General features: G+C 47.8%; 16 protein-coding genes and 1 tRNA gene. 3 read left to right on the top strand and 14 right to left on the bottom strand.

From position 1 onward, the window contains the following. On the top strand, window positions 1-291 hold a 291-nt coding region (locus FDX11_RS25015), incomplete at its 5' end, for a TA system toxin CbtA family protein (protein ID WP_170975628.1). A gap of 381 nt (window positions 292-672) precedes the next feature. Here the strand turns inward: FDX11_RS25015 and FDX11_RS25010 are convergent. The 11 genes from FDX11_RS25010 to proB form a co-directional block, all read right to left on the bottom strand. Continuing rightward, window positions 673-748, bottom strand: a tRNA-Thr gene (locus tag FDX11_RS25010). A gap of 165 nt (window positions 749-913) precedes the next feature. Beyond that, window positions 914-1,258 (bottom strand): isoprenylcysteine carboxylmethyltransferase family protein, encoded by a 345-nt coding sequence (locus tag FDX11_RS25005; protein ID WP_249360765.1) that lies wholly within the window; start codon window positions 1,256-1,258, stop codon window positions 914-916. A gap of 298 nt (window positions 1,259-1,556) precedes the next feature. Further along, complete coding sequence (locus FDX11_RS25000; RefSeq protein WP_137398702.1) at window positions 1,557-3,005, bottom strand: EAL domain-containing protein; 1,449 nt, start codon at window positions 3,003-3,005, stop codon at window positions 1,557-1,559. Between the two features lie 648 nt (window positions 3,006-3,653). After that, on the bottom strand, window positions 3,654-4,349 hold the full coding sequence (locus FDX11_RS24995) for a fimbria/pilus periplasmic chaperone (protein WP_061383053.1): 696 nt from the start codon (window positions 4,347-4,349) through the stop codon (window positions 3,654-3,656). Continuing rightward, window positions 4,346-5,953 (bottom strand): hypothetical protein, encoded by a 1,608-nt coding sequence (locus FDX11_RS24990; protein ID WP_042310368.1) that lies wholly within the window; start codon window positions 5,951-5,953, stop codon window positions 4,346-4,348. Before FDX11_RS24990 ends, FDX11_RS24995 begins: the two co-directional genes overlap by 4 nt. Window positions 5,954-5,963: 10 nt before the next feature. After that, on the bottom strand, window positions 5,964-8,456 hold the full coding sequence (locus FDX11_RS24985) for a CS1-pili formation C-terminal domain-containing protein (protein ID WP_079226190.1): 2,493 nt from the start codon (window positions 8,454-8,456) through the stop codon (window positions 5,964-5,966). A 58-nt stretch (window positions 8,457-8,514) separates the two neighbouring features. Continuing rightward, window positions 8,515-9,192, bottom strand: coding sequence for a hypothetical protein (locus FDX11_RS24980; RefSeq protein ID WP_042310371.1), 678 nt, complete (start codon window positions 9,190-9,192; stop codon window positions 8,515-8,517). A gap of 52 nt (window positions 9,193-9,244) precedes the next feature. Further along, complete coding sequence (locus FDX11_RS24975) at window positions 9,245-9,832, bottom strand: common pilus major fimbrillin subunit EcpA (RefSeq protein ID WP_042310373.1); 588 nt, start codon at window positions 9,830-9,832, stop codon at window positions 9,245-9,247. 594 nt (window positions 9,833-10,426) lie between these two features. Further along, the gene (locus FDX11_RS24970) at window positions 10,427-11,146 is read right to left on the bottom strand and encodes a Crp/Fnr family transcriptional regulator (protein ID WP_137398701.1); all 720 of its coding nucleotides are present in this window, start codon (window positions 11,144-11,146) and stop codon (window positions 10,427-10,429) included. A 279-nt stretch (window positions 11,147-11,425) separates the two neighbouring features. Further along, complete coding sequence (gene proA, locus FDX11_RS24965; RefSeq protein ID WP_061383056.1) at window positions 11,426-12,676, bottom strand: glutamate-5-semialdehyde dehydrogenase; 1,251 nt, start codon at window positions 12,674-12,676, stop codon at window positions 11,426-11,428. Between the two features lie 11 nt (window positions 12,677-12,687). Further along, on the bottom strand, window positions 12,688-13,791 hold the full coding sequence (proB, locus tag FDX11_RS24960; protein WP_003031373.1) for a glutamate 5-kinase: 1,104 nt from the start codon (window positions 13,789-13,791) through the stop codon (window positions 12,688-12,690). A gap of 289 nt (window positions 13,792-14,080) precedes the next feature. Here proB and phoE point away from each other — a divergent pair, with 289 nt between their 5' ends. After that, window positions 14,081-15,136: a phosphoporin PhoE gene (gene phoE, locus FDX11_RS24955; protein ID WP_137398700.1), complete on the top strand. Its 1,056-nt coding sequence runs from the start codon at window positions 14,081-14,083 to the stop codon at window positions 15,134-15,136. Between the two features lie 57 nt (window positions 15,137-15,193). Here the strand turns inward: phoE and crl are convergent, their stop codons facing one another. The 3 genes from crl to gpt form a co-directional block, all read right to left on the bottom strand. Beyond that, the gene (crl, locus tag FDX11_RS24950; protein WP_061383058.1) at window positions 15,194-15,595 is read right to left on the bottom strand and encodes a sigma factor-binding protein Crl; all 402 of its coding nucleotides are present in this window, start codon (window positions 15,593-15,595) and stop codon (window positions 15,194-15,196) included. A gap of 57 nt (window positions 15,596-15,652) precedes the next feature. After that, window positions 15,653-16,897 (bottom strand): esterase FrsA, encoded by a 1,245-nt coding sequence (frsA, locus tag FDX11_RS24945; protein WP_042310383.1) that lies wholly within the window; start codon window positions 16,895-16,897, stop codon window positions 15,653-15,655. Between the two features lie 100 nt (window positions 16,898-16,997). After that, complete coding sequence (gene gpt, locus FDX11_RS24940) at window positions 16,998-17,456, bottom strand: xanthine phosphoribosyltransferase (protein WP_038637683.1); 459 nt, start codon at window positions 17,454-17,456, stop codon at window positions 16,998-17,000. Window positions 17,457-17,717: 261 nt separating this feature from the next. Between gpt and pepD the strand changes: the two genes are divergently transcribed. Continuing rightward, window positions 17,718-19,175 (top strand): cytosol nonspecific dipeptidase, encoded by a 1,458-nt coding sequence (gene pepD, locus FDX11_RS24935; RefSeq protein WP_137349260.1) that lies wholly within the window; start codon window positions 17,718-17,720, stop codon window positions 19,173-19,175. Window positions 19,176-19,191: the final 16 nt, after the last annotated feature.

The following is a 19,191-nucleotide window of genomic DNA, read 5'->3' as shown; positions in this document are numbered from 1 at the left end:
CCCGTGGCTGTCTGGCAAATGCTACTGACCCGCCTGCTGAAACAGCACTATGGTCTCACCCTCAACGACACACCGTTCAGTGAGGAACGTGTTATACAGGAACATATCGATGCCGGAATCACGCTGGCTGATGCCGTGAATTTTCTGGTGGAAAAATACGAGCTGGTTCGTATCGACAGGAAGGGATTTAGCTGGCAGGAACAATCTCCTTATCTCCGGGCTGCAGACATTCTGCGAGCGCGGCAGGCAACTGGCTTGTTGCGGCAAAGCCGTAACAACGTAGTACGATGAACATTGCGTACAACCTTCCCGATTTACATTTCTGAACTTCCTCCCTTGTTTACCTATTGCGTAATGCGCCTGCTACTACCCGGCAGGCGCGTTATCTTTTTACGGACAAACAATCATGCAACCAGAAGTTGAAGTATTAACCGATCATAATGAGCTAATTTGTTCGAGCTTTATTGAACACATTGCCAACACATTAAATTTAGGAGTGGTGTACAACTAAACCTGCAGCCAAGGATGTATAGTGAGCGAAGCCCTATCAGGCCTTTTTGGTCAGTAGATAAGATTGATCTTCGTTGATAGAATTTACTTACACCAGCTGTTACATTAAGATAATTTTTTGGTGGGAGAATGATAAGATCTTACGTAACAATTTGATTTTAATGGTGCCGATAATAGGAGTCGAACCTACGACCTTCGCATTACGAATGCGCTGCTCTACCAACTGAGCTATATCGGCCCTGAAAAGGACATGTCCACGAATGTGAACACGGGGTAGAAGGTTAAAACTAACCGGGCGATGCGTCAATGGCCTTGTGAATCAAACGCCTATTTTTGCATCATCCGCTTTCAATTACGCACGAATCGTGTCAACACAAGAACGCTTGTACACGGTTGGTTATGACTATAACCAACGACGAACCCGTTGCTCATAGCGCTCCCATTCCGGCCCGAAATGTTTTCGCAGCTGTTCTTCTTCAAAATCGATATGCAATCTGGCTATCACCAGCATAAATAATGGTACAGCCAGTATCCCGGCGAGGCTGCCGATGTAGAAAGCGAAGGCCAACTGGAGTCCGCTCATTCCAAGGTAAATAGGGTTGCGGCTCCAGGCGTAACAACCTTCGGTAACAAGCGTGGTCGTTCTTTCCGTATGAAGCGGGTTCAGCGTCGTGCGTTTCATTAGCATTTGCCACGCGGTATGCAGTATCACCCACAGACTGACGCTGGTCAGTAATGCGCTGATCACGATATTCACCGCACCGAATATGAAACGTGGACTCGCCGTCATCGCATCCGCTGCGAGGAAAAGTACTAAGATGAGTGGTGGCGGAAACCAGACTCTTAATTTTTGCAGGAAATGACGCATAACGACTGAACCGGCTTGATGAACGCTGATACCGCTATAAATACCCTGTAAAAAACACATAGACAAACGATGTTTCACTCACAACAGGCTATCGCCTTCACCAGGCAGACTCTGTAGTACTAACTTCGGCAAAAATACTGGCATCAGAGGCATACGCCCCTGATGTTCCCGTCAGGTTTCATGATGAGAAAGTGGAATCCGGCGCTGATTCAAATAGACCTACCGACTGCTTGTAAAAACGCATAAAATCATCAAACATCACTGGCGGTAAAAATTGATAACCCTGTAGGTAATCAACATTATTTTTTCCTAACCATTGCTGCTGATAACCATGTTCAACCCCCTCCGCCACCATACGTAATCCCAGGAGTCCAGAAAGGTGAATGATTGACTCGAGCATAGGGATATGTTGCTCAACATCTTTAATAGCCTTGATGAAAGTTTTATCAATTTTTATAACATCCAGGTCTAACTCATTGAGATAGCAAAGGTTAGCATATCCCGTCCCAAAATCATCTAAAGCAAATAAAACCCCTTTGTTTCGCAGTGATCGTATCAGCTCTTTGATGGCAGGAGTAATAGTGAGCGTCTGGTTTTCGGTTATTTCAATCATCAATTTAATCGGTAGCCTTTGTGTTATCTCCATAAAGTTAAGGCATTCCCAATAGAAAACGGGATTACTTAAACCTGATGGGCTGACATTAAAAGAGACAAATAGAGTTTTATTGATATCCTCACTTCCATCGACCAGATTACGCGCGACCGTAGTCATTAAATAGCTCGTTAACTCATTCATTAAGCCACTTTTTTCAGCCAGTGGTATAAACTCACGTTGAGAAATTGCATAGTTATGCCCATGTGGCCAGCGAGCTAAAACCTCAACACCACAGACATCTCCATTGATATTTACGATGGGTTGAAAATAAGGAATGATTTCTTCATTCCTTATTGCCATACTCAGTCGACCAGAATCTGAGATATCATATGCATCGCCGTATATTACATTCTCACCAGAATGACTGTTCGTCGGACAACCATCATGCAATAAATTATTTCTGGTTAAAAAAATGATAGTTTCATTAAAATGTGAAAAACCCAGACGAGCGGTAATTCGTTCCCGGTATCTATACACTGATTTAATGGTTAGCGAGTTAGCAATACAAAAATCGTGCAATTTTTCTTTTGTAAATGATGCATACAGCATTTCCTCCTCAAATTCAGACAAATGAAAAGTAAACATCGTTGAACCTTTAGTGACTTCCACAACCTCAATGGGTGCCATCAAATTGGCTCTTAGCTGAGAAATCAACTGTTCCGATAATTCCCGTCCATTAATGAAAGCATACTCTTCGTACCCTCGATTAACAGAACGCGTTTCATTCATTCGCAGAACAATACAGTTTATATTGATAAATTGTGTACTATTTCTTTGAAACCATTTCCTGACCAGAAATAATGGTAACCGATTATCGATAATCAGCAAACAGGATGGATACCGTGGAATAATTGACTGAGTACCAGAAATAAATGATCGCGCATCAACCAGCACCAGATTTGGCAACCACGCTTTTATTCCTGAGAAAAGGAAAATATCATAACTGAGAAGAAAAACCTTTTTCGTATTCATAGTTATCACCAACTTTAATTTATGGCATAGCAGGCCCCTCGTTTTATACACGAGAGCATGTACAACACCTTCAACCTCCAATAATTATAAGGCGGCGCGTGAGTTAACTTTTTCCATAAGTTATCTCATGCAGGTTAGGAATTTATAATCACAACTGTCCATATGAGTATCCACGTAAAATAGTAAGGCCTTTTAAAAGTTGAAAAAGGAATATTCCTGATTCCTAAGCAGCACAAATAAAATCGCTCACGTTGACAGCAAGTCAAAATATAAAACCATAAAATAAAAAAACGACAACATATGTAACTAAAAAAATTATTCTGCCAGACAAACCATGAACACATGTCATAAATTTCTTATCCCATAACCATTTCCAGCGATATGGATCACATTTCATTAGAAAAAAAACTGGCTTAACATGAGCTACTCAGTAATATCATCAGGAACATTATCATTTAATTTTTTGACGATAGCCGCACGACGAATCTTTGATATCACGCTGCTTCAGGCTTTTCTGGTGCAATCACACTCAACCTGATCATTAATTATACACCCCATGCAATCTGACTCTTAAATACCGTAATATTGAGTACGTATGAAAAATTTCATCTATTCTGAGCTTATGACTGTATTTTATAAAGATACATACTAACGATTGAGTTTGAAGCACCCCTGCCCCACAGGTAAATATTTCTGCAAAGCAACTATAAATTTTCTGTTTTGTGTTTTTAGTTCACTACTATGCCAGGTTTCCCCGGGTAACACATAACGCATAATGGCTTCATCATCTGTTGAATGGCACCCCCGGTGTACGATGACCTTAAAAAAAGTATTCCCGGTGTTTTTCAGTGTCCCGTTTCTCTCATCAACCGAGTATGCCAGATTGATTTTTCTCGGACGAACAACCAGTATGGTATCCATGGCGATTACCGGGAGCGCCGCTCCGCCTTTCCCTTGATTGCGCTGGGTAAGCAGCGTTATCGGCATTTCGCGAAACAGAATTCGATAATAACGTTCCTTATCATCCTGTGGACCACGGTAGAAAATCTTAAAAAATTCGCTCGCCTGCGGTGCCAGTGAAAAATTCAGTGGTGTAAATAAAAGTTCGCCTTCGGCAATAGCGCTTCTGTTTTCACCACCTGGCCCCGGTTTATCAATTTTTACTGCGCTAATACTGTACAAATTCTGTTTCTGGCTATCGTTATAGATTCGTTTACTGATAAACGATTTATCCGATGGCATCTCATAAATAGTCGACTCCAGATAAACAGCCTGTACAGAGCATGCAGTCAGCGCAGACAGCAAGACAAATACCCATCTAAGTGCCAAATGGCAGCGATTCATGGCGTGACTCCCACCCAATTCGCCGTGACTTTTATCTCTCCACTGGCACTGACGACACCTTCCCAGTCCGCACCAGAAACGGTTAACAGCGAACGTGAATCATTCATTGGGAAAAGCAGTTTCAAATCAGTTGCATAGTAGCTTCCATCATCGTTGTTATTTGCGTCCCAGGGCGTCTGTTGCCACTGCGCATCACTCATGTTGATTGCCGCCTCACTACAGCTGTTTCGTTTCTGCACCACGCCCCCCGACTGACTGTTGTACTGAAGAAAGGCGGGAATTGGGACGGATAGCCCTCCTTGCGTAGAGGTAAACAGGCAATAAGGCACATTGTTTATCGTTGTACTATCCCCAATAACCTGGGCGGTAATGCTATCGGCCTGACGGGGTCCGGAGACAGTCACGGTGTAATCCATCTCAATCGGAGCGGCATCGCCAATCGTACCGCTGCCGCTTGCAGAAGTAGTATTATTCGCAGAGATAATACTGATCCCATACTCCTTCGGCACAATATTAAGCTGTAGTGAAGGTGTAAACTGGTAATATCCAGACTCTGGTGTTAATCCATTATAAAAACCAAAAGTAAACGGTTGACTATTAGTAATGCTGATTCCTGAATCGACGAGATTTTTCAGAAATGCTTTCGACAGAAAAATATAAATATATTCCCCAGACGTTGTGAAAACGTTGTAATACGCTGTTGAAGTACCATAGTTATACCAGTTTGAACCATTCCCGGAGTATTTCACCGTAGTCGAACCCGGCGTAAAACCAAGCATTGCTGTGTCAACATAAGCTCGAAACGTCAGAGAGGCGGTCAGATTAGCCGTTTGTTGCAGGTTATAACTTACCATCTTGCAAATCACACCATCGGTGCCGCCTACCACGCCAAGTTCACAATAACCAGAGTCTTTGGTGATGCTCGGCGTTCCATCGCTGGCGACCCACAACTCCTGAAATGCGTTGGTAGAAACTAAAGATAAATGGCCTCTTTTGTTTAATGTATAGGGTCTGATGTACCAATTGCCACTACTCTGGTCTTTGCAACGTTGTCCAGCCGCATAATCATAGTCAATCGTTGTTCTGCAAAAATTGAGATTGTAGGTCTCTGAGCCACCGACTGACATATTGCGAAAATATTCATACGCCGAGTCAGTCAGCGATGCAAAACCATAGTATCCACCGGCAATCCCCGCTCCGGTTGCTTTGGTATGATAAAAACCAAATTGATCGGTTAGTTCTGCAGGTATGTAGCCAGATGCCGGACAATTAGCGCCAGTTGTGCAACGAATACCACGGAATGGTTCGCTGATTGGCGAATTATCAATCCACATATCCTTGTAGTATGTAGTATTAGCTACCCAACCAACGATACCAATGTATCCAAGGCTATCCTGGTCATTTCCATATTTTACCCAAGTATTCGAGCCGCTAATACGGGGATCGAGGGAAGAAGGTGTAATAAAATATTCGTTATCAACGTTGTTTTCTATAAATAAATAATTATTGTTCACAGCCGCCTGTGTGGACGCAGAAAGCGCCCATGCCGAGGGGGATAACGCAACGAAGACACTCCCGAGAATAAGAGACAGAGATTTATTCATTATTAATACCTTATCGTTGTGCCATGGTGGTTTGCGTTGCACATTTCACCTCACCAACCCACGCCGCGCCGCGTGCTTTTTCCAGATCAAGATCAGCTTCACATACGCTGCCATTGGCTGAAATTAACGTGATGACCGGATATTTTTTATCAATATCGATAGCAAACTCACCCTTTTCATCCGTGCGCGTTTTACCAATATGGTTATGAATATCGGTATTTGCAGCCAATTGCCCATCAGGGTAGCGAATACGCCCGAACACGGTGACCATGCTTTTAATTTCAGGGTTAATAACGCCAACGTTCCCCGGATAAAGCGTCAGTTCCTGTTTGCGTCCTGAAACAATATCGAAGCTGTCCTCAGAGTTCTTATCATTGAGGATCTCCAGCTTGTATTGAGCATAGGGCGGGAGTGCAATGAAATTGGATTTACCGCTGAGAAGATAATTACGATTATTAATCTTCGCAGCCAGTTTCCCCTCGCCGGTCAAATCTGTTTTCACGATGACACCAGACCGCTGCCTCTCTTTACTCAGACCGAAGTCTTTGCCAGCCCACGCCAGAGAGCCTTGAGAAGAGAAGTTCATATTGGTGGAGTTATCCGCGGAACGCGTTACCGATACGGTACCGGCGTTATATTTCGTGTCATAACTCAGATTGCCATTTATCGAATAATTGTTGTCGTAATATTGTTCACCACTCAGACGTGTTGACGCCGCCAGGCCGACCGATTTAATGGGACCTTCAGCATACTGCTTGCGCGCGCTGAGATTCCCCTGGGTGCTGCCATAGCGATCCCGGGAGACCCCCATGCTCAGCCAGGAAGCCAACGGCAACGATAAATCCAGGCTGACATAACGTTCCTGTCTCCCATCGTCATTTCGGTTGTTGTAGTAATAACGCTGGATCCCAGCACGCAGTCCAACCGAGGCATACCTGCCAGAATATAGAGTAGTGCTGTAATCAAGGTTACGGTATTTATTGCCGGAATAACGATTCTCCGTCTGACTCACTGTGAGCGAACCGCCATGAGGAATAAACTTTCCGAGGTTCAGCGTGCCGCCAATAGAATAATTGTCACGTTCCTGCACCGGCAGACGATCGCCAATTTTACTGTCTTCACGAGATGCCCAAAGAGAACCATACCCCTCAGGCACATTGAGATTAATGTTACTGATGTTTCGCCATGACGAATCGTTCGCTACCAGCGTCTGAGCGCCAATGCTGACGTATTCATTCACATTGAGTGTGACATCCGTTTCATTGACCGCATTGTTGTCAAAACCGTAGATCGTCGACTTCAGACCTAACCCCGACAATATCGCCAGCGTTACCGATGCGGCCCCGCCGGCAATCCATGTCTGCTCGCTGCCCAAATCACGATAATGGTTACGCTTATAGCTCACCCGATCATAATCCAGTGAGCCGCCAAAAAATTGCCACGAGAGCTGATCAATTCCAGCAGCCTGCTGGCGGGCAAAGATTTTATTAACCCGGCTGATACGACTATTAATCGTCCGGCCATTGACCACGATATCCACCGTGACGTCATAAACTCCATACGGAAAACGACTGGTATCAATTTCATAGCTGCCCATATTAAAGTTCTGCACGCTGAGCAATCGCCCGTCACGAAAGACATGAACCTCGCCAGCTGCTGGCAAAAATACGGTAATCGGCGTGAGTGAAAGCGCGGTGTTTTCAACCACCGTATTTCCTTTGTTTCCGTAGCTCACGCCGTAAATTTTACCGCCATTCAACGCATTCAGGCTGGCAATAGACTGGACATTCCAGGTGTCAAGCATCCCGAGCGCCAGTCGATACCCGTTATAATCGCGCTCATACATCGCCCGATAGAGTTTACTGGTGCCATTGCTGTCGCCTATGCCGTAAAACGAACCGTTAATGTTGATGTGGTGTTCACGTAGCGATGTTGTATTGTCCATCGTCAGATAACTGCGGGTGCTACTGCCGTTACGATAGTCGTTGTAGTAAGTGCCGAAGTTATAATTCAGGATGTTGGAGAGCGTCTCTACGCTGGAAGGCCCGAGCAGACTGCTGCGTGCGACAATCGCTTCAGTTAACGCATCTTTGCTGACGATCATCTCCAGGTGAAATGAAGAGACATTGAGTTGCAGGCGCACATCATCTGACAGTTCAATATTCGTGTTGTCATGAAATTTCACATCACGAATTTTTTCCACCATCGCGCGGGTTTTCTCAGAGAGCACCGCATTATTGGGCAATTCAGCAAGCGTCAGGGCTTTAACGGTAATATTGCCATCAACAAGCGCAATAACCGCATCGGCAATTTTTTGCTGACTTTTCTCGTCAGTCTCGTTGTAACGAATATATACCGGCACCGTCATTCCCTGCTCCAGTGAACGGGCGAAAGCGCTGGGAATAACGTAATTACCCACTTTTACTGGGGCTGCATGTGAAAATCCTGGTGTCAGCGCAAGAAAAAGACAAAAGCTACCGCCGACAATATTATTTGTTGTCATATGCATCCTTACATTCCGGTATTTTTATTTATCCCGTACAGATGGCTGCAATCGACCATCACTTCACTGTAATAAACTGTTTACCGTGCCAGATACCGATCCGTGAACGGCTATTGCTAATGTCGGTAAACTGTAATTTTATTTTCGTACCCGGCATAATGTAATAACGTTCGCGACAGCCTCGTCCCCGATCGCGGGCCTTATCCTTACATGCCCCATAGGCGATCACACGAAACGAAACATTGCCGGTATTGGTAATAACATCGCCATGTCGGCTATATTCAAAACGCTCCTTTCGCGGCGCCACCACCAAAATAGTGCCAATTTCAGCGGATGCTGTCGCAACAGCCATTTTATTGGCCCGGGTTTCTGCGCTCTCGGTGACCGGTTCATCAATCCATTGCAGACGATAATAACGCTCGACATCATCTGCAGGTCCTTTATAGAAGAAACGAAATACATCCTTCGCTTGACCAGGCAGAATAAGATTGGCAGGTGTAGAAAGTAACTCTCCAGAATTAACAGGCTTTATTTCGATACCACCCGCCAAAGGTGATGACAATTGTTTTACCGAAACACTGACATAACGTGCCGAATCTGTCGTATTGGCAATTTCTTTCGATAATGAACTCTCAGCAGAAGTCATTATCGATGTAATCTCACCGACATTAATTGCCCAACTGGAAAAAGATGTTACTAACCCTACCAACATTGCTGCCGGTAAATATTTTTTCATGACACCATTCCTGATAAATTCGGGAGAAAATATTCTCCCGAATCTTTATTGCTTAGGCAGACGGAGTCGTCCAGGTTGCATTGAACTGTACTTTTACATCGCCAGTCCAATAGCCGTCCGGCAGGGCAGAGTAATCCGTTACTGCCTGGGTACCATCAGAAGTCGCTGACGCGATGGTGAATTTGAAGTTGGATTGATCGCTGACACGAGCAGCACCATTATAAGCGCCATCAGCCATCAGGCTTTCAAGACCAGAAGTCGAGCTGGAGTTGACCAGGACGGTATCTGATGAATTAGTCAGCGGGGTGCCATTCCATGCCACCCCGACGTTCAGGGTAGAAGCATCGCCACTGGCGTTAGTCAGAGTATTGCTAACAATCTGAGCAGTCAGTTCAAAATCAGTGGCGGTCTCCTGGCCTTGAATGGTCACATCAAATGCGCCATCCTGGGAGTTGAAGCCATTCAGACCTTCCGCATACTGAAAGGTTAAAGAATTCAGCGGGGTGACAACCAACATGCTGGAGGTATCTTTTGTTGCCGTCGCATCCCACGAGGCTGTTGCAGAAGCAGTAACATCCGCCATTGCATTTGCCGCAACAAATACAGAAGCCAGAGAGGTCACTAATAATAATTTTTTCATTTTATCTTCTCCTAAGAACAAACTCACCACCGAGTCTTATTATTAAGTCACTCCAGCGGTTCCATTATTGCGAGCCAGAATTGCCGCGCCCAAAAATTATCATTTGAATTAAGTAACATCTCAACAAACCCTGAAACGCAGAAATTATAAAAGACTAAGAATTTTCCCACAAAAAAAGACCTCTAAGAAGTTTCCTAAGAGATATTTACTCAAAACAAGCCTCGCCCCAGAATTATCACCCAAACAAATAAGTCACAGCAAACAATTCATCTTTTTTATGTTTTTGATATTTATCAAAAATGTCATACAAATAAATTCACACCAAAATCCTTACAAAACATAAAGATAATCAAAACATCCATATTTCATCCAGAATGCTTATTCTTTGTTGCAATTTTGCTAAAATTTATCCTTCACAAGAAAATTCTCATAAAACTTTCGTTTGAAGGGTAATATTCTTATAAACAAAGCACAAGTCTGGAGGATTAATATTCGAATTGATAATTATTTCACACAAGTAATACCAGGAATTTTCCATATAAAAAGAATATTCCTGGTATTACCAGATAAAAATCATGTGCATAAAGGAGAGAATTAGATGAAGCTTTTCAAACCAAGGTAACTATTAAGTGTTACCGTACGTACCCGATGTATGGTAATCAAATCCTGTTGTTCGAGTGATTTTAATGAGCGGCTGACGGTCTCAATTTTAAGGTCGAGATAACTGGCAATTTCTTCCCGGGAAAAAGGCAATCGAAGCGTCGTTTCCGGTCTGCCAATGCGCAAATGCATCTCGTAAAACTCCACCAGGAAAGCGGCGATTCTGGCCTCCGCGTGCTTATTCGCATAACGCCGCAATTTCTCCACAATGAACCCATTATCTCTGCACAGAAACTTGATGATTGCTGCGGCCACTGAAGGATCCTTCTCTGCGACCTTGAACAACCGCGCGATGTCGATATGGCAAACTTCCGCAGTCGTTGCAGCCCTGATGGTGGTCAGATACGTTCTCCCTTCGACAGCATCCAGCGCCATGATATCCCCCGGAACATAAAAGCGGCTGATCAAAACGTTATCGCCACATTCCACGCTGGACTTGCAATACCCCTCATGAATCACAAAAAGCATCTCAGCGGTTTCATCCTGCCGAGCGAGAATCTCACCTGCTTTAAACTTCCTTCTTTTGTCTATTAACCTGTACTCATTATCACGATCAATCACCGATCCCTTTGGACACAGCGAACAATGGCGGGGTGGAAACGGATTGCCGAGCGGCACAACAGGAATGCTAAGTTTGTGAATATCCGATTTCACGCAACAACTCCTCATAAAAATGAGACTGATTCTAATAGAACGGGCGTTAGGAACAATACGTGAGCCGCAGACCAGGAAAATTCATTCCAGACAGGGAAAATTCTGTGCTAGCTCACTTTTCTGGCACAAACGAGAATATGAATAAATATAGTCTGCTGCGGATGATTAAAAACGCAGAGCTGAAACGAACGCAGGTATGGCGAAGAAGGTTAAAACAAACCGGGCGATGCATTACTGGCCTTGCGAATCAAACGCCTGTTTTGCATCACCCGGTTTCAATTACGCGCGAATGGTGTCGTCGCCGAAGCCAATCCACTTATATGTAGTCAGTGCTTCAAGTCCCATTGGGCCACGCGCGTGCAGTTTTTGCGTACTCACCGCCACTTCAGCCCCCAGTCCAAACTGGGCGCCATCGGTAAAACGGGTGGAAGCATTCACGTACACGGCAGAAGAATCAACTTCATTCACGAAACGGTTGGCGTTGCTGAGCGTGCGCGTCAGGATAGCGTCTGAGTGCTGGGTGCCGTGTTCGCGAATGTGCGCGATAGCACCATCCATATTTTCGACCACCACAACGTTCAGATCCAAAGACAGAAACTCGTTATCCAGCTCTTCCGGTTTCAGCGGCACCAGTTTGGCCGGGCCATGCAGTACCTGCATCACGATTTCGTCGCCGTGCAGCGTAACACCGCTTTCCGCCATCTTTTGGCTTAACGCAGGCAGGAAACGCTCAGCGATATCCTGATGCACCAGCAAGGTCTCCACGGTATTACAGGTGCTCGGACGCTGGGTTTTGGCGTTGACGATAATCTTCAGCGCTGGAGCGATTTCAGCAGAATCATCCACATAAATATGACACACGCCTATGCCGCCGGTGATGACCGGGATAGTCGACTGCTCACGACACAGCTTGTGCAGGCCCGCGCCACCGCGTGGGATCAGCATATCGATGTACTTATCCATACGCAGCATTTCAGCGACCAGCGCGCGATCCGGGTTGTCGATCGACTGCACCGCTGCTGCGGGTAAACCGCAGGCTTCCAGCGCCTTTTGGATCACCGCCACGGTCGCCGCGTTAGTCCGGTAAGTCTCTTTCCCGCCGCGCAGGATCGCCGCATTACCAGTTTTCAGGCACAGGGAGGCAACATCAACGGTAACGTTAGGACGCGCTTCATAAATCACGCCAATCACGCCCAGCGGGACGCGACGGCGCTCGAGACGCAGGCCGCTATCCAGCAGGCCCCCGTCAATCACCTGCCCGACCGGGTCAGCAAGATTACACACCTGACGCACATCATCAGCAATCGCTTTCAGGCGCGCAGGGGTCAGTGCCAGGCGGTCGAGCATCGCTTCGCTCAGACCATTTTCACGCGCCTGTTCTACATCCTGCTTGTTAGCGCTAAGGATACTTTCCATTTGCGCTTCCAGCTCATCGGCTATTTTTTCCAGCACGCGATTTTTTTCGCGGCTGGAGAGCAGCGCCAGCTTGTATGACGCAGCTTTGGCAGCAATGCCCATTTGTTCCAGCATATGCCTGTTCCTTAACGGGTAATCATGTCGTCGCGATGGACAGCAACCGGGCCGTATTCATAGCCAAGGATGGTGTCAATCTGCTGTGAGTGGTGTCCGGCAATACGGCGAAGCGCGTCGCTGTTATAGCGGGTCACGCCGTGGGCGATATCGCGCCCTTCGAGATTGCAGATACGAATCACTTCACCACGAGAAAAGTTGCCTGTCACGCTTTTAATGCCTTTTGGCAGTAATGAACTGCCGCGTTCCAGGATCGCAGCGGTAGCCCCCTCATCGACGGTAATTTCCCCGGCAGGCGGCGCGCCGAAAATCCAGCGTTTACGGTTTTCCAGCGGAGAGGCCTGAGCATGAAAACGCGTCCCAACGGAAACACCTTCCATCACATCACCAATCACGCCCGGCTTGCTGCCCGCGGCAATAATAGTGTCGATTCCGGCGCGGCACGCGACATCTGCAGCCTGCAATTTAGTGCCCATACCACCCGTTCCCAGGCCAGAAACGCTGTCGCCGGCAATGGCGCGCAGCGCATCATCAATACCGTGAACGTCTTTAATCAGCTCCGCCTGCGGATTGGTGCGCGGATCGGCGGTGAACAGTCCCTGCTGATCGGTCAGCAACAGTAGCTTATCGGCTCCGGCCAGAATTGCCGCCAGCGCCGAGAGATTGTCATTATCGCCGACTTTAATTTCGGCGGTCGCCACCGCGTCATTCTCATTGATGACAGGAACGATGTTGTTGTCCAGCAGCGCGCGTAACGTATCGCGGGCATTGAGGAAGCGCTCTCTGTCTTCCATATCCGCACGCGTCAGCAGCATCTGCCCGATATGGATACCGTAAATAGAGAACAGCTGTTCCCACAGTTGAATCAATCGGCTCTGCCCTACCGCTGCCAACAGCTGTTTCGAGGCTATCGTTGCCGGGAGCTCAGGGTAACCAAGATGCTCACGCCCGGCGGCGATCGCGCCTGAGGTAACGATAACAATACGATGCCCTGCTGCATGGAGCTGCGCGCACTGGCGAACCAGTTCTACAATATGGGCGCGGTTCAGGCGGCGCGATCCGCCCGTTAACACACTGGTGCCAAGTTTTACCACCAGCGTCTGGCTGTCACTCATGATTCTCTGCCATTCAAAATTGGGGAAAATGATATCAAACGAACGTTTTAGCAGGACTGGCCCCGGTTGCCAACAGCCAGCGCACAAAGCATGAAATTTTATTGCGCAGGATCAGCAAGCGTAGCGGCAGATTTTGACGCATTGATTACAGAAACATAAAAACACTCTTTTTTAAAAATATTCTTACTTTGTCATAAAACGTTCATTGCCAGACGTTAAAAACCTTCCTGTCTTTTAACGGGGATCACACCCAGTGAATATTAGCGCGTACTTTTAATCAGGAATGAAAATGAAAAAGAGCACTCTGGCATTAGTGGTGATGGGGATTGTGGCGTCGGCATCCGTACAGGCAGTTGAAGTGTATAACAAGAACGGTAATAAACTGGATCTGTATGGCAAAGTTAAAGCCATGCATTACATGACGGATTATGACAGCAAGGACGGCGACCAAAGCTATATCCGTTTAGGCTTTAAGGGCGAAACGCAAATTAATGATGAACTGACGGGTTATGGTCGCTGGGAAGCCGAGTTCGCAGGCAATAAAGCTGAAAGTGATTCCAACCAGCAAAAAACACGTCTGGCCTTTGCCGGTCTGAAATTAAAAAATCTTGGCTCGTTTGATTATGGTCGTAACCTGGGCGCGCTGTACGATGTAGAAGCGTGGACCGATATGTTCCCGGAATTCGGTGGCGATTCATCTGCGCAGACCGATAACTTTATGACCAAACGCGCCAGCGGCCTGGCGACTTACCGTAACACCGACTTCTTCGGCGTCGTGGATGGACTGGATCTGACCCTGCAATATCAGGGTAAAAACCAGGATCGCGATGTGAAAAAACAGAACGGCGATGGTTTTGGTACGTCCGTTACTTATGACTTTGGCGGTAGCGATTTCGCTGTAAGCGGCGCTTATACTAACTCCGATCGTACCAATCAGCAGAATCTGCAAACTCGCGGTACGGGTGATAAAGCAGAAGCCTGGGCAACGGGTTTAAAATATGATGCTAACGATATCTATATTGCGACGTTCTATTCTGAAACGCGCAATATGACGCCGATTTCTGGTGGCTTCGCCAATAAAACGCAGAACTTCGAAGCGGTTGTTCAGTACCAATTTGACTTTGGTCTGCGTCCGTCACTGGGTTATGTGCTGTCAAAAGGTAAAGATATTGAAGGCGTCGGCAATGAGGATCTGGTGAATTATATCGACGTTGGCGCCACGTATTATTTCAACAAAAACATGTCCGCGTTTGTCGATTATAAAATCAACCAGCTCGATAGCGATAATAAGCTGGGTATCAACGATGATGATATCGTTGCTGTCGGTATGGTTTATCAGTTCTGATTTAGTATAAAAAAATGCCGGATGGGGTTGCGCCGCCATCCGGCATTTTACTGTTCATTATGCGGTTAATTTAACCGGCTCATCCTTAAAATCGTCAGCAGGCTCCAGCGCCAAATCCAGCGACGTTAACAACCCACGTAATTTTTCATGAAACTCACGTAAGGTGTATTCCAGTCGCTCTACCACTTCAGTCTCTTTCACCGGCACCGCCGTCCAGTTGCCATCTTTATCAAACAAACCAAACTGATAGCTGTAGGTAAAGCGTTTTTCCTGCGCCTCAAGCTCCATCCACCAGCCCCAGAACTCACGTTTCTCAGGGGCGGGTTTCACGTTGACGCAAACAGCCAAACAATCGAAAAAAAAGCGATTATCTTCGCACTGCCCTTCCCGGATGTACGGGCCAAGCGCGGTGAATTTCTTGATCAATCTACTTTTCGGATGCCCACTCGGTAACGTCATTACGATCTCCTTAGGTGAAGCTCCTGTTTTACCAAATCGATAAAATTTAGCAAACTTTTAACACAATCTCTGATTGATCCACTTGGTTATTTCTTGCAGTCCTTTGTCAAAATTGCGATACACCGGGTTGAATGGAATCTCCAGCAGCTTACCGTCAGAAGATGACGAGGTGATTAAACGCGACTCCTCTTCCGGGCTAAACGGATCATTTTTCCAGAACCCCGACAGCATTGGCGTCGGGCAGCGTCGCCCCAGCAGCCCCTGCACTTTTAATGAATAGCGATTAAGCTCAACGCGCAGCGCTTCATCGGAAGCGTCATGCATCCCCAGGCGGCTGGCCAGAACGTCAAGATACATTTCCGGGACGCTTGCCTGACGCTGCGGGTCACTCAACAGCGCATGCACAACCGGTCCCAGGCAGGCCACCGCCTTCAGCCGTGACGACTCCAGATACGCCAGGCGTACCGCCACGTTAGCGCCAAAACGGAAACCGAAGGCCGCCACGCGGGTGTGATCCACCCACGGAACATTCGGCAGCGCCTTTAATACATGCTGATGCAGCAGGCTGGAATCCTGAGTCAGTTTCCATTTTGATGAGAATCCGACCGACGGCATATCCAGCGTCAACATGGCAATACCGCGCGGAGCAAAGTAGCGCTCATACAGGGTGTAGTAGTCCGTCTGCATGGAATCGAGACCGCCGCACATCAGTACCGTCGGGAACGGACCATCGCCTTTTGGCATATGCAGGAAGCCGGTTATCGGCGCGCCGCCAGCGACCGCGAATTCCATCTCACGCAGCGTGCCCGGCAGCCGTTGAGCGGCTTCTTCATAGGCGCGATTGGCCAGAGCCTGCGCCTGCTCTGCCAGCTCATCGCCTTTCAGGTGCGGATAAGCGGCAATGTTGTACAGCGTAGAGGCATGCAGCCAGTGGCGCCCGCTCACCTGCGGATCCTCCTCCATAGACGCTTTCTGTTGCCATTCCATCGCCTGCTTTGCCCACTCATAGATCCAGTTCCCACCACGATAGCCAATGACCGTGTCGTAGAGCTCTTTATCCGTGCGTTCGGCTTCGCTCATCACGATACGCGCCTGTACTTCGAGGATTTCACGCGGATCGATGCCGCGCCAGATCCACATCAGGCGATTCACCATGCGATACCAGTGTGGGATTGTTTTGCCATCCAGGGCAGATTGTACGGACGGCTGCGCGCCGTGATTAAAACGACGAACCAGCGTAGACGTTTCAGGGTGTTTGAAGCGGGGTTTGAACAGGACTTCGCTGAGGTTAGCTTGTGACATTCTTGCAGCCTCCATGAATACTCATTAAGGCATAGTGTAACCTGATGGGGATTAATAAAGAACAACGCCCGGCATAGCCAGGCGTTGAAAGCGCTGTTGATTAGCGACCAGAGATCGGCGGGACAAACACTACGCCCATATCCCAAGGCTGCTCAATCCAGGTATCCTGAGGGATATCAACAATATAATCATTTACCAGCGGACGACCTGCCGGCTTAGCGAAAATAGTGACGAAATGCGCTTTAGGATACATTTCGCGGATCGCAACCGCGGTGCCGCCGGTGTCAACCAGGTCATCGATGACGATAAAACCTTCACCGTCGCCTTCAGCACGCTTAAGCACTTTCAGCTCGCGCTGGTTGTCGTGATCGTAGCTGGAGATGCATACGGTATCGACATGACGAATACCCAATTCACGCGCCAGCAATGCGCCCGGCACCAGACCACCACGGCTAACGGCAATAATGCCTTTCCATTGTTCAGAAGGCATCAGGCGGCTTGCCAGTTTACGTGCATGGATCTGCAACATGTCCCAGGTGACGACGTATTTTTCGCTCATGTGAAGTGTCCCAGCCTGTTTATCTACGGCTAATTAATAAATTGAGGGTGAACCAGGTTGCGCGAGATTATAGAGATCTGACGCACTAAAAACCAGTGTTTCGCAGAATCCACGCCTCTTTTTGCATGCTTTATGCTAGCCGTCAGCGGAGAAAGTGGTATTCTCAATCGCATCGCGCAAGCCTGACTTGTGGTGTTTTTTATTCAGCTAACCCCGTGCCCTGCAAGCAAGTTTTGTAGGACATCGCCAAGGAGACTCAACGTGTCTGAACTGTCTCAATTATCCCCGCAACCGTTGTGGGATATTTTTGCCAAAATCTGTTCTATTCCTCATCCGTCCTACCATGAAGAGCAGCTCGCTGAACATATTCTGAGCTGGGCCCAGGAGAAAGGTTTTCACGTCGAGCGCGACCAGGTCGGTAACATCCTGATTCGCAAACCTGCCACTGCAGGCATGGAAAACCGCAAACCGGTCGTTCTGCAGGCGCACCTGGATATGGTCCCGCAGAAAAACAACGACACCGTGCACGACTTCACCAAAGATCCTATCCAACCTTATATTGATGGCGAATGGGTGAAAGCCCGTGGCACCACGCTGGGTGCGGATAACGGCATCGGTATGGCGTCCGCGCTGGCCGTACTGGCGGATGACAACGTGGTACACGGTCCGCTGGAAGTGCTGCTGACTATGACCGAAGAAGCGGGCATGGATGGCGCGTTCGGTCTGCAGGCTAACTGGCTGCAGGCAGATATCCTGATCAATACCGACTCTGAAGAAGAAGGTGAGATCTACATGGGTTGCGCTGGGGGTATCGACTTTACCTCAAACCTGCCACTGTCCCGTGAGGCGGTTCCGGCTGGTTTCCAGAGCTTTAAACTGACCTTAAAAGGTCTGAAAGGCGGTCACTCCGGTGGCGAAATCCACGTCGGCCTCGGTAACGCGAATAAGCTGCTGGTACGCTTCCTGGCGGGCCACGCTGAAGAGCTGGATCTGCGTCTGATTGATTTCAACGGCGGCACGCTGCGTAACGCGATTCCACGTGAAGCTTTTGCGACCCTCGCCGTGGCTACTGATAAGGTTGATGCGTTAAAAGCGCTGGTTAACACTTACCAGGACATCCTGAAAAACGAACTGGAAGCCAAAGAGAAGAATCTGGCTCTGCTTCTGGATGCCGTAGCCAACGATAAAGCCGCGCTGACCGCACAGTCTCGCGATAGCTTTGTTCGTCTACTGAACGCCACCCCGAACGGCGTGATCCGCAATTCCGACGTAGCGAAAGGCGTGGTGGAAACCTCCCTGAACGTCGGTGTCGTGACCATGACTGACGATAATGTACAGATCCACTGCCTGGTTCGCTCGCTGATCGACAGCGGTAAAGACTACGTGGTAAGCATGCTGGATTCACTGGGCAAGCTCGCCGGTGCCAAAACCGAAGCCAAAGGCGCGTATCCTGGCTGGCAGCCGGATGCTAACTCTCCGGTTATGCACCTGGTTCGCGAAACCTATCAGCGTCTGTTCAACAAAACGCCGAACATCCAGATTATCCACGCCGGTCTGGAATGTGGTCTGTTCAAGAAACCGTATCCGGATATGGACATGGTTTCCATCGGGCCAACTATCACCGGTCCGCACTCCCCGGATGAGCAGGTTCATATTGAAAGCGTCGGCCACTACTGGACGCTGCTGACTGAACTGTTGAAGTCGATTCCGGCGAAGTAAGTCTCTGTAATAAATG

It is taken from the genome of Citrobacter sp. wls714 (assembly GCF_005281025.1).
In the GTDB taxonomy this organism is placed as follows: Bacteria; Pseudomonadota; Gammaproteobacteria; order Enterobacterales; family Enterobacteriaceae; genus Citrobacter; species Citrobacter werkmanii.
The sequence above is the reverse complement of the archived record's forward strand: the minus strand, read 5'-3'. Positions and strand labels throughout refer to the sequence as shown.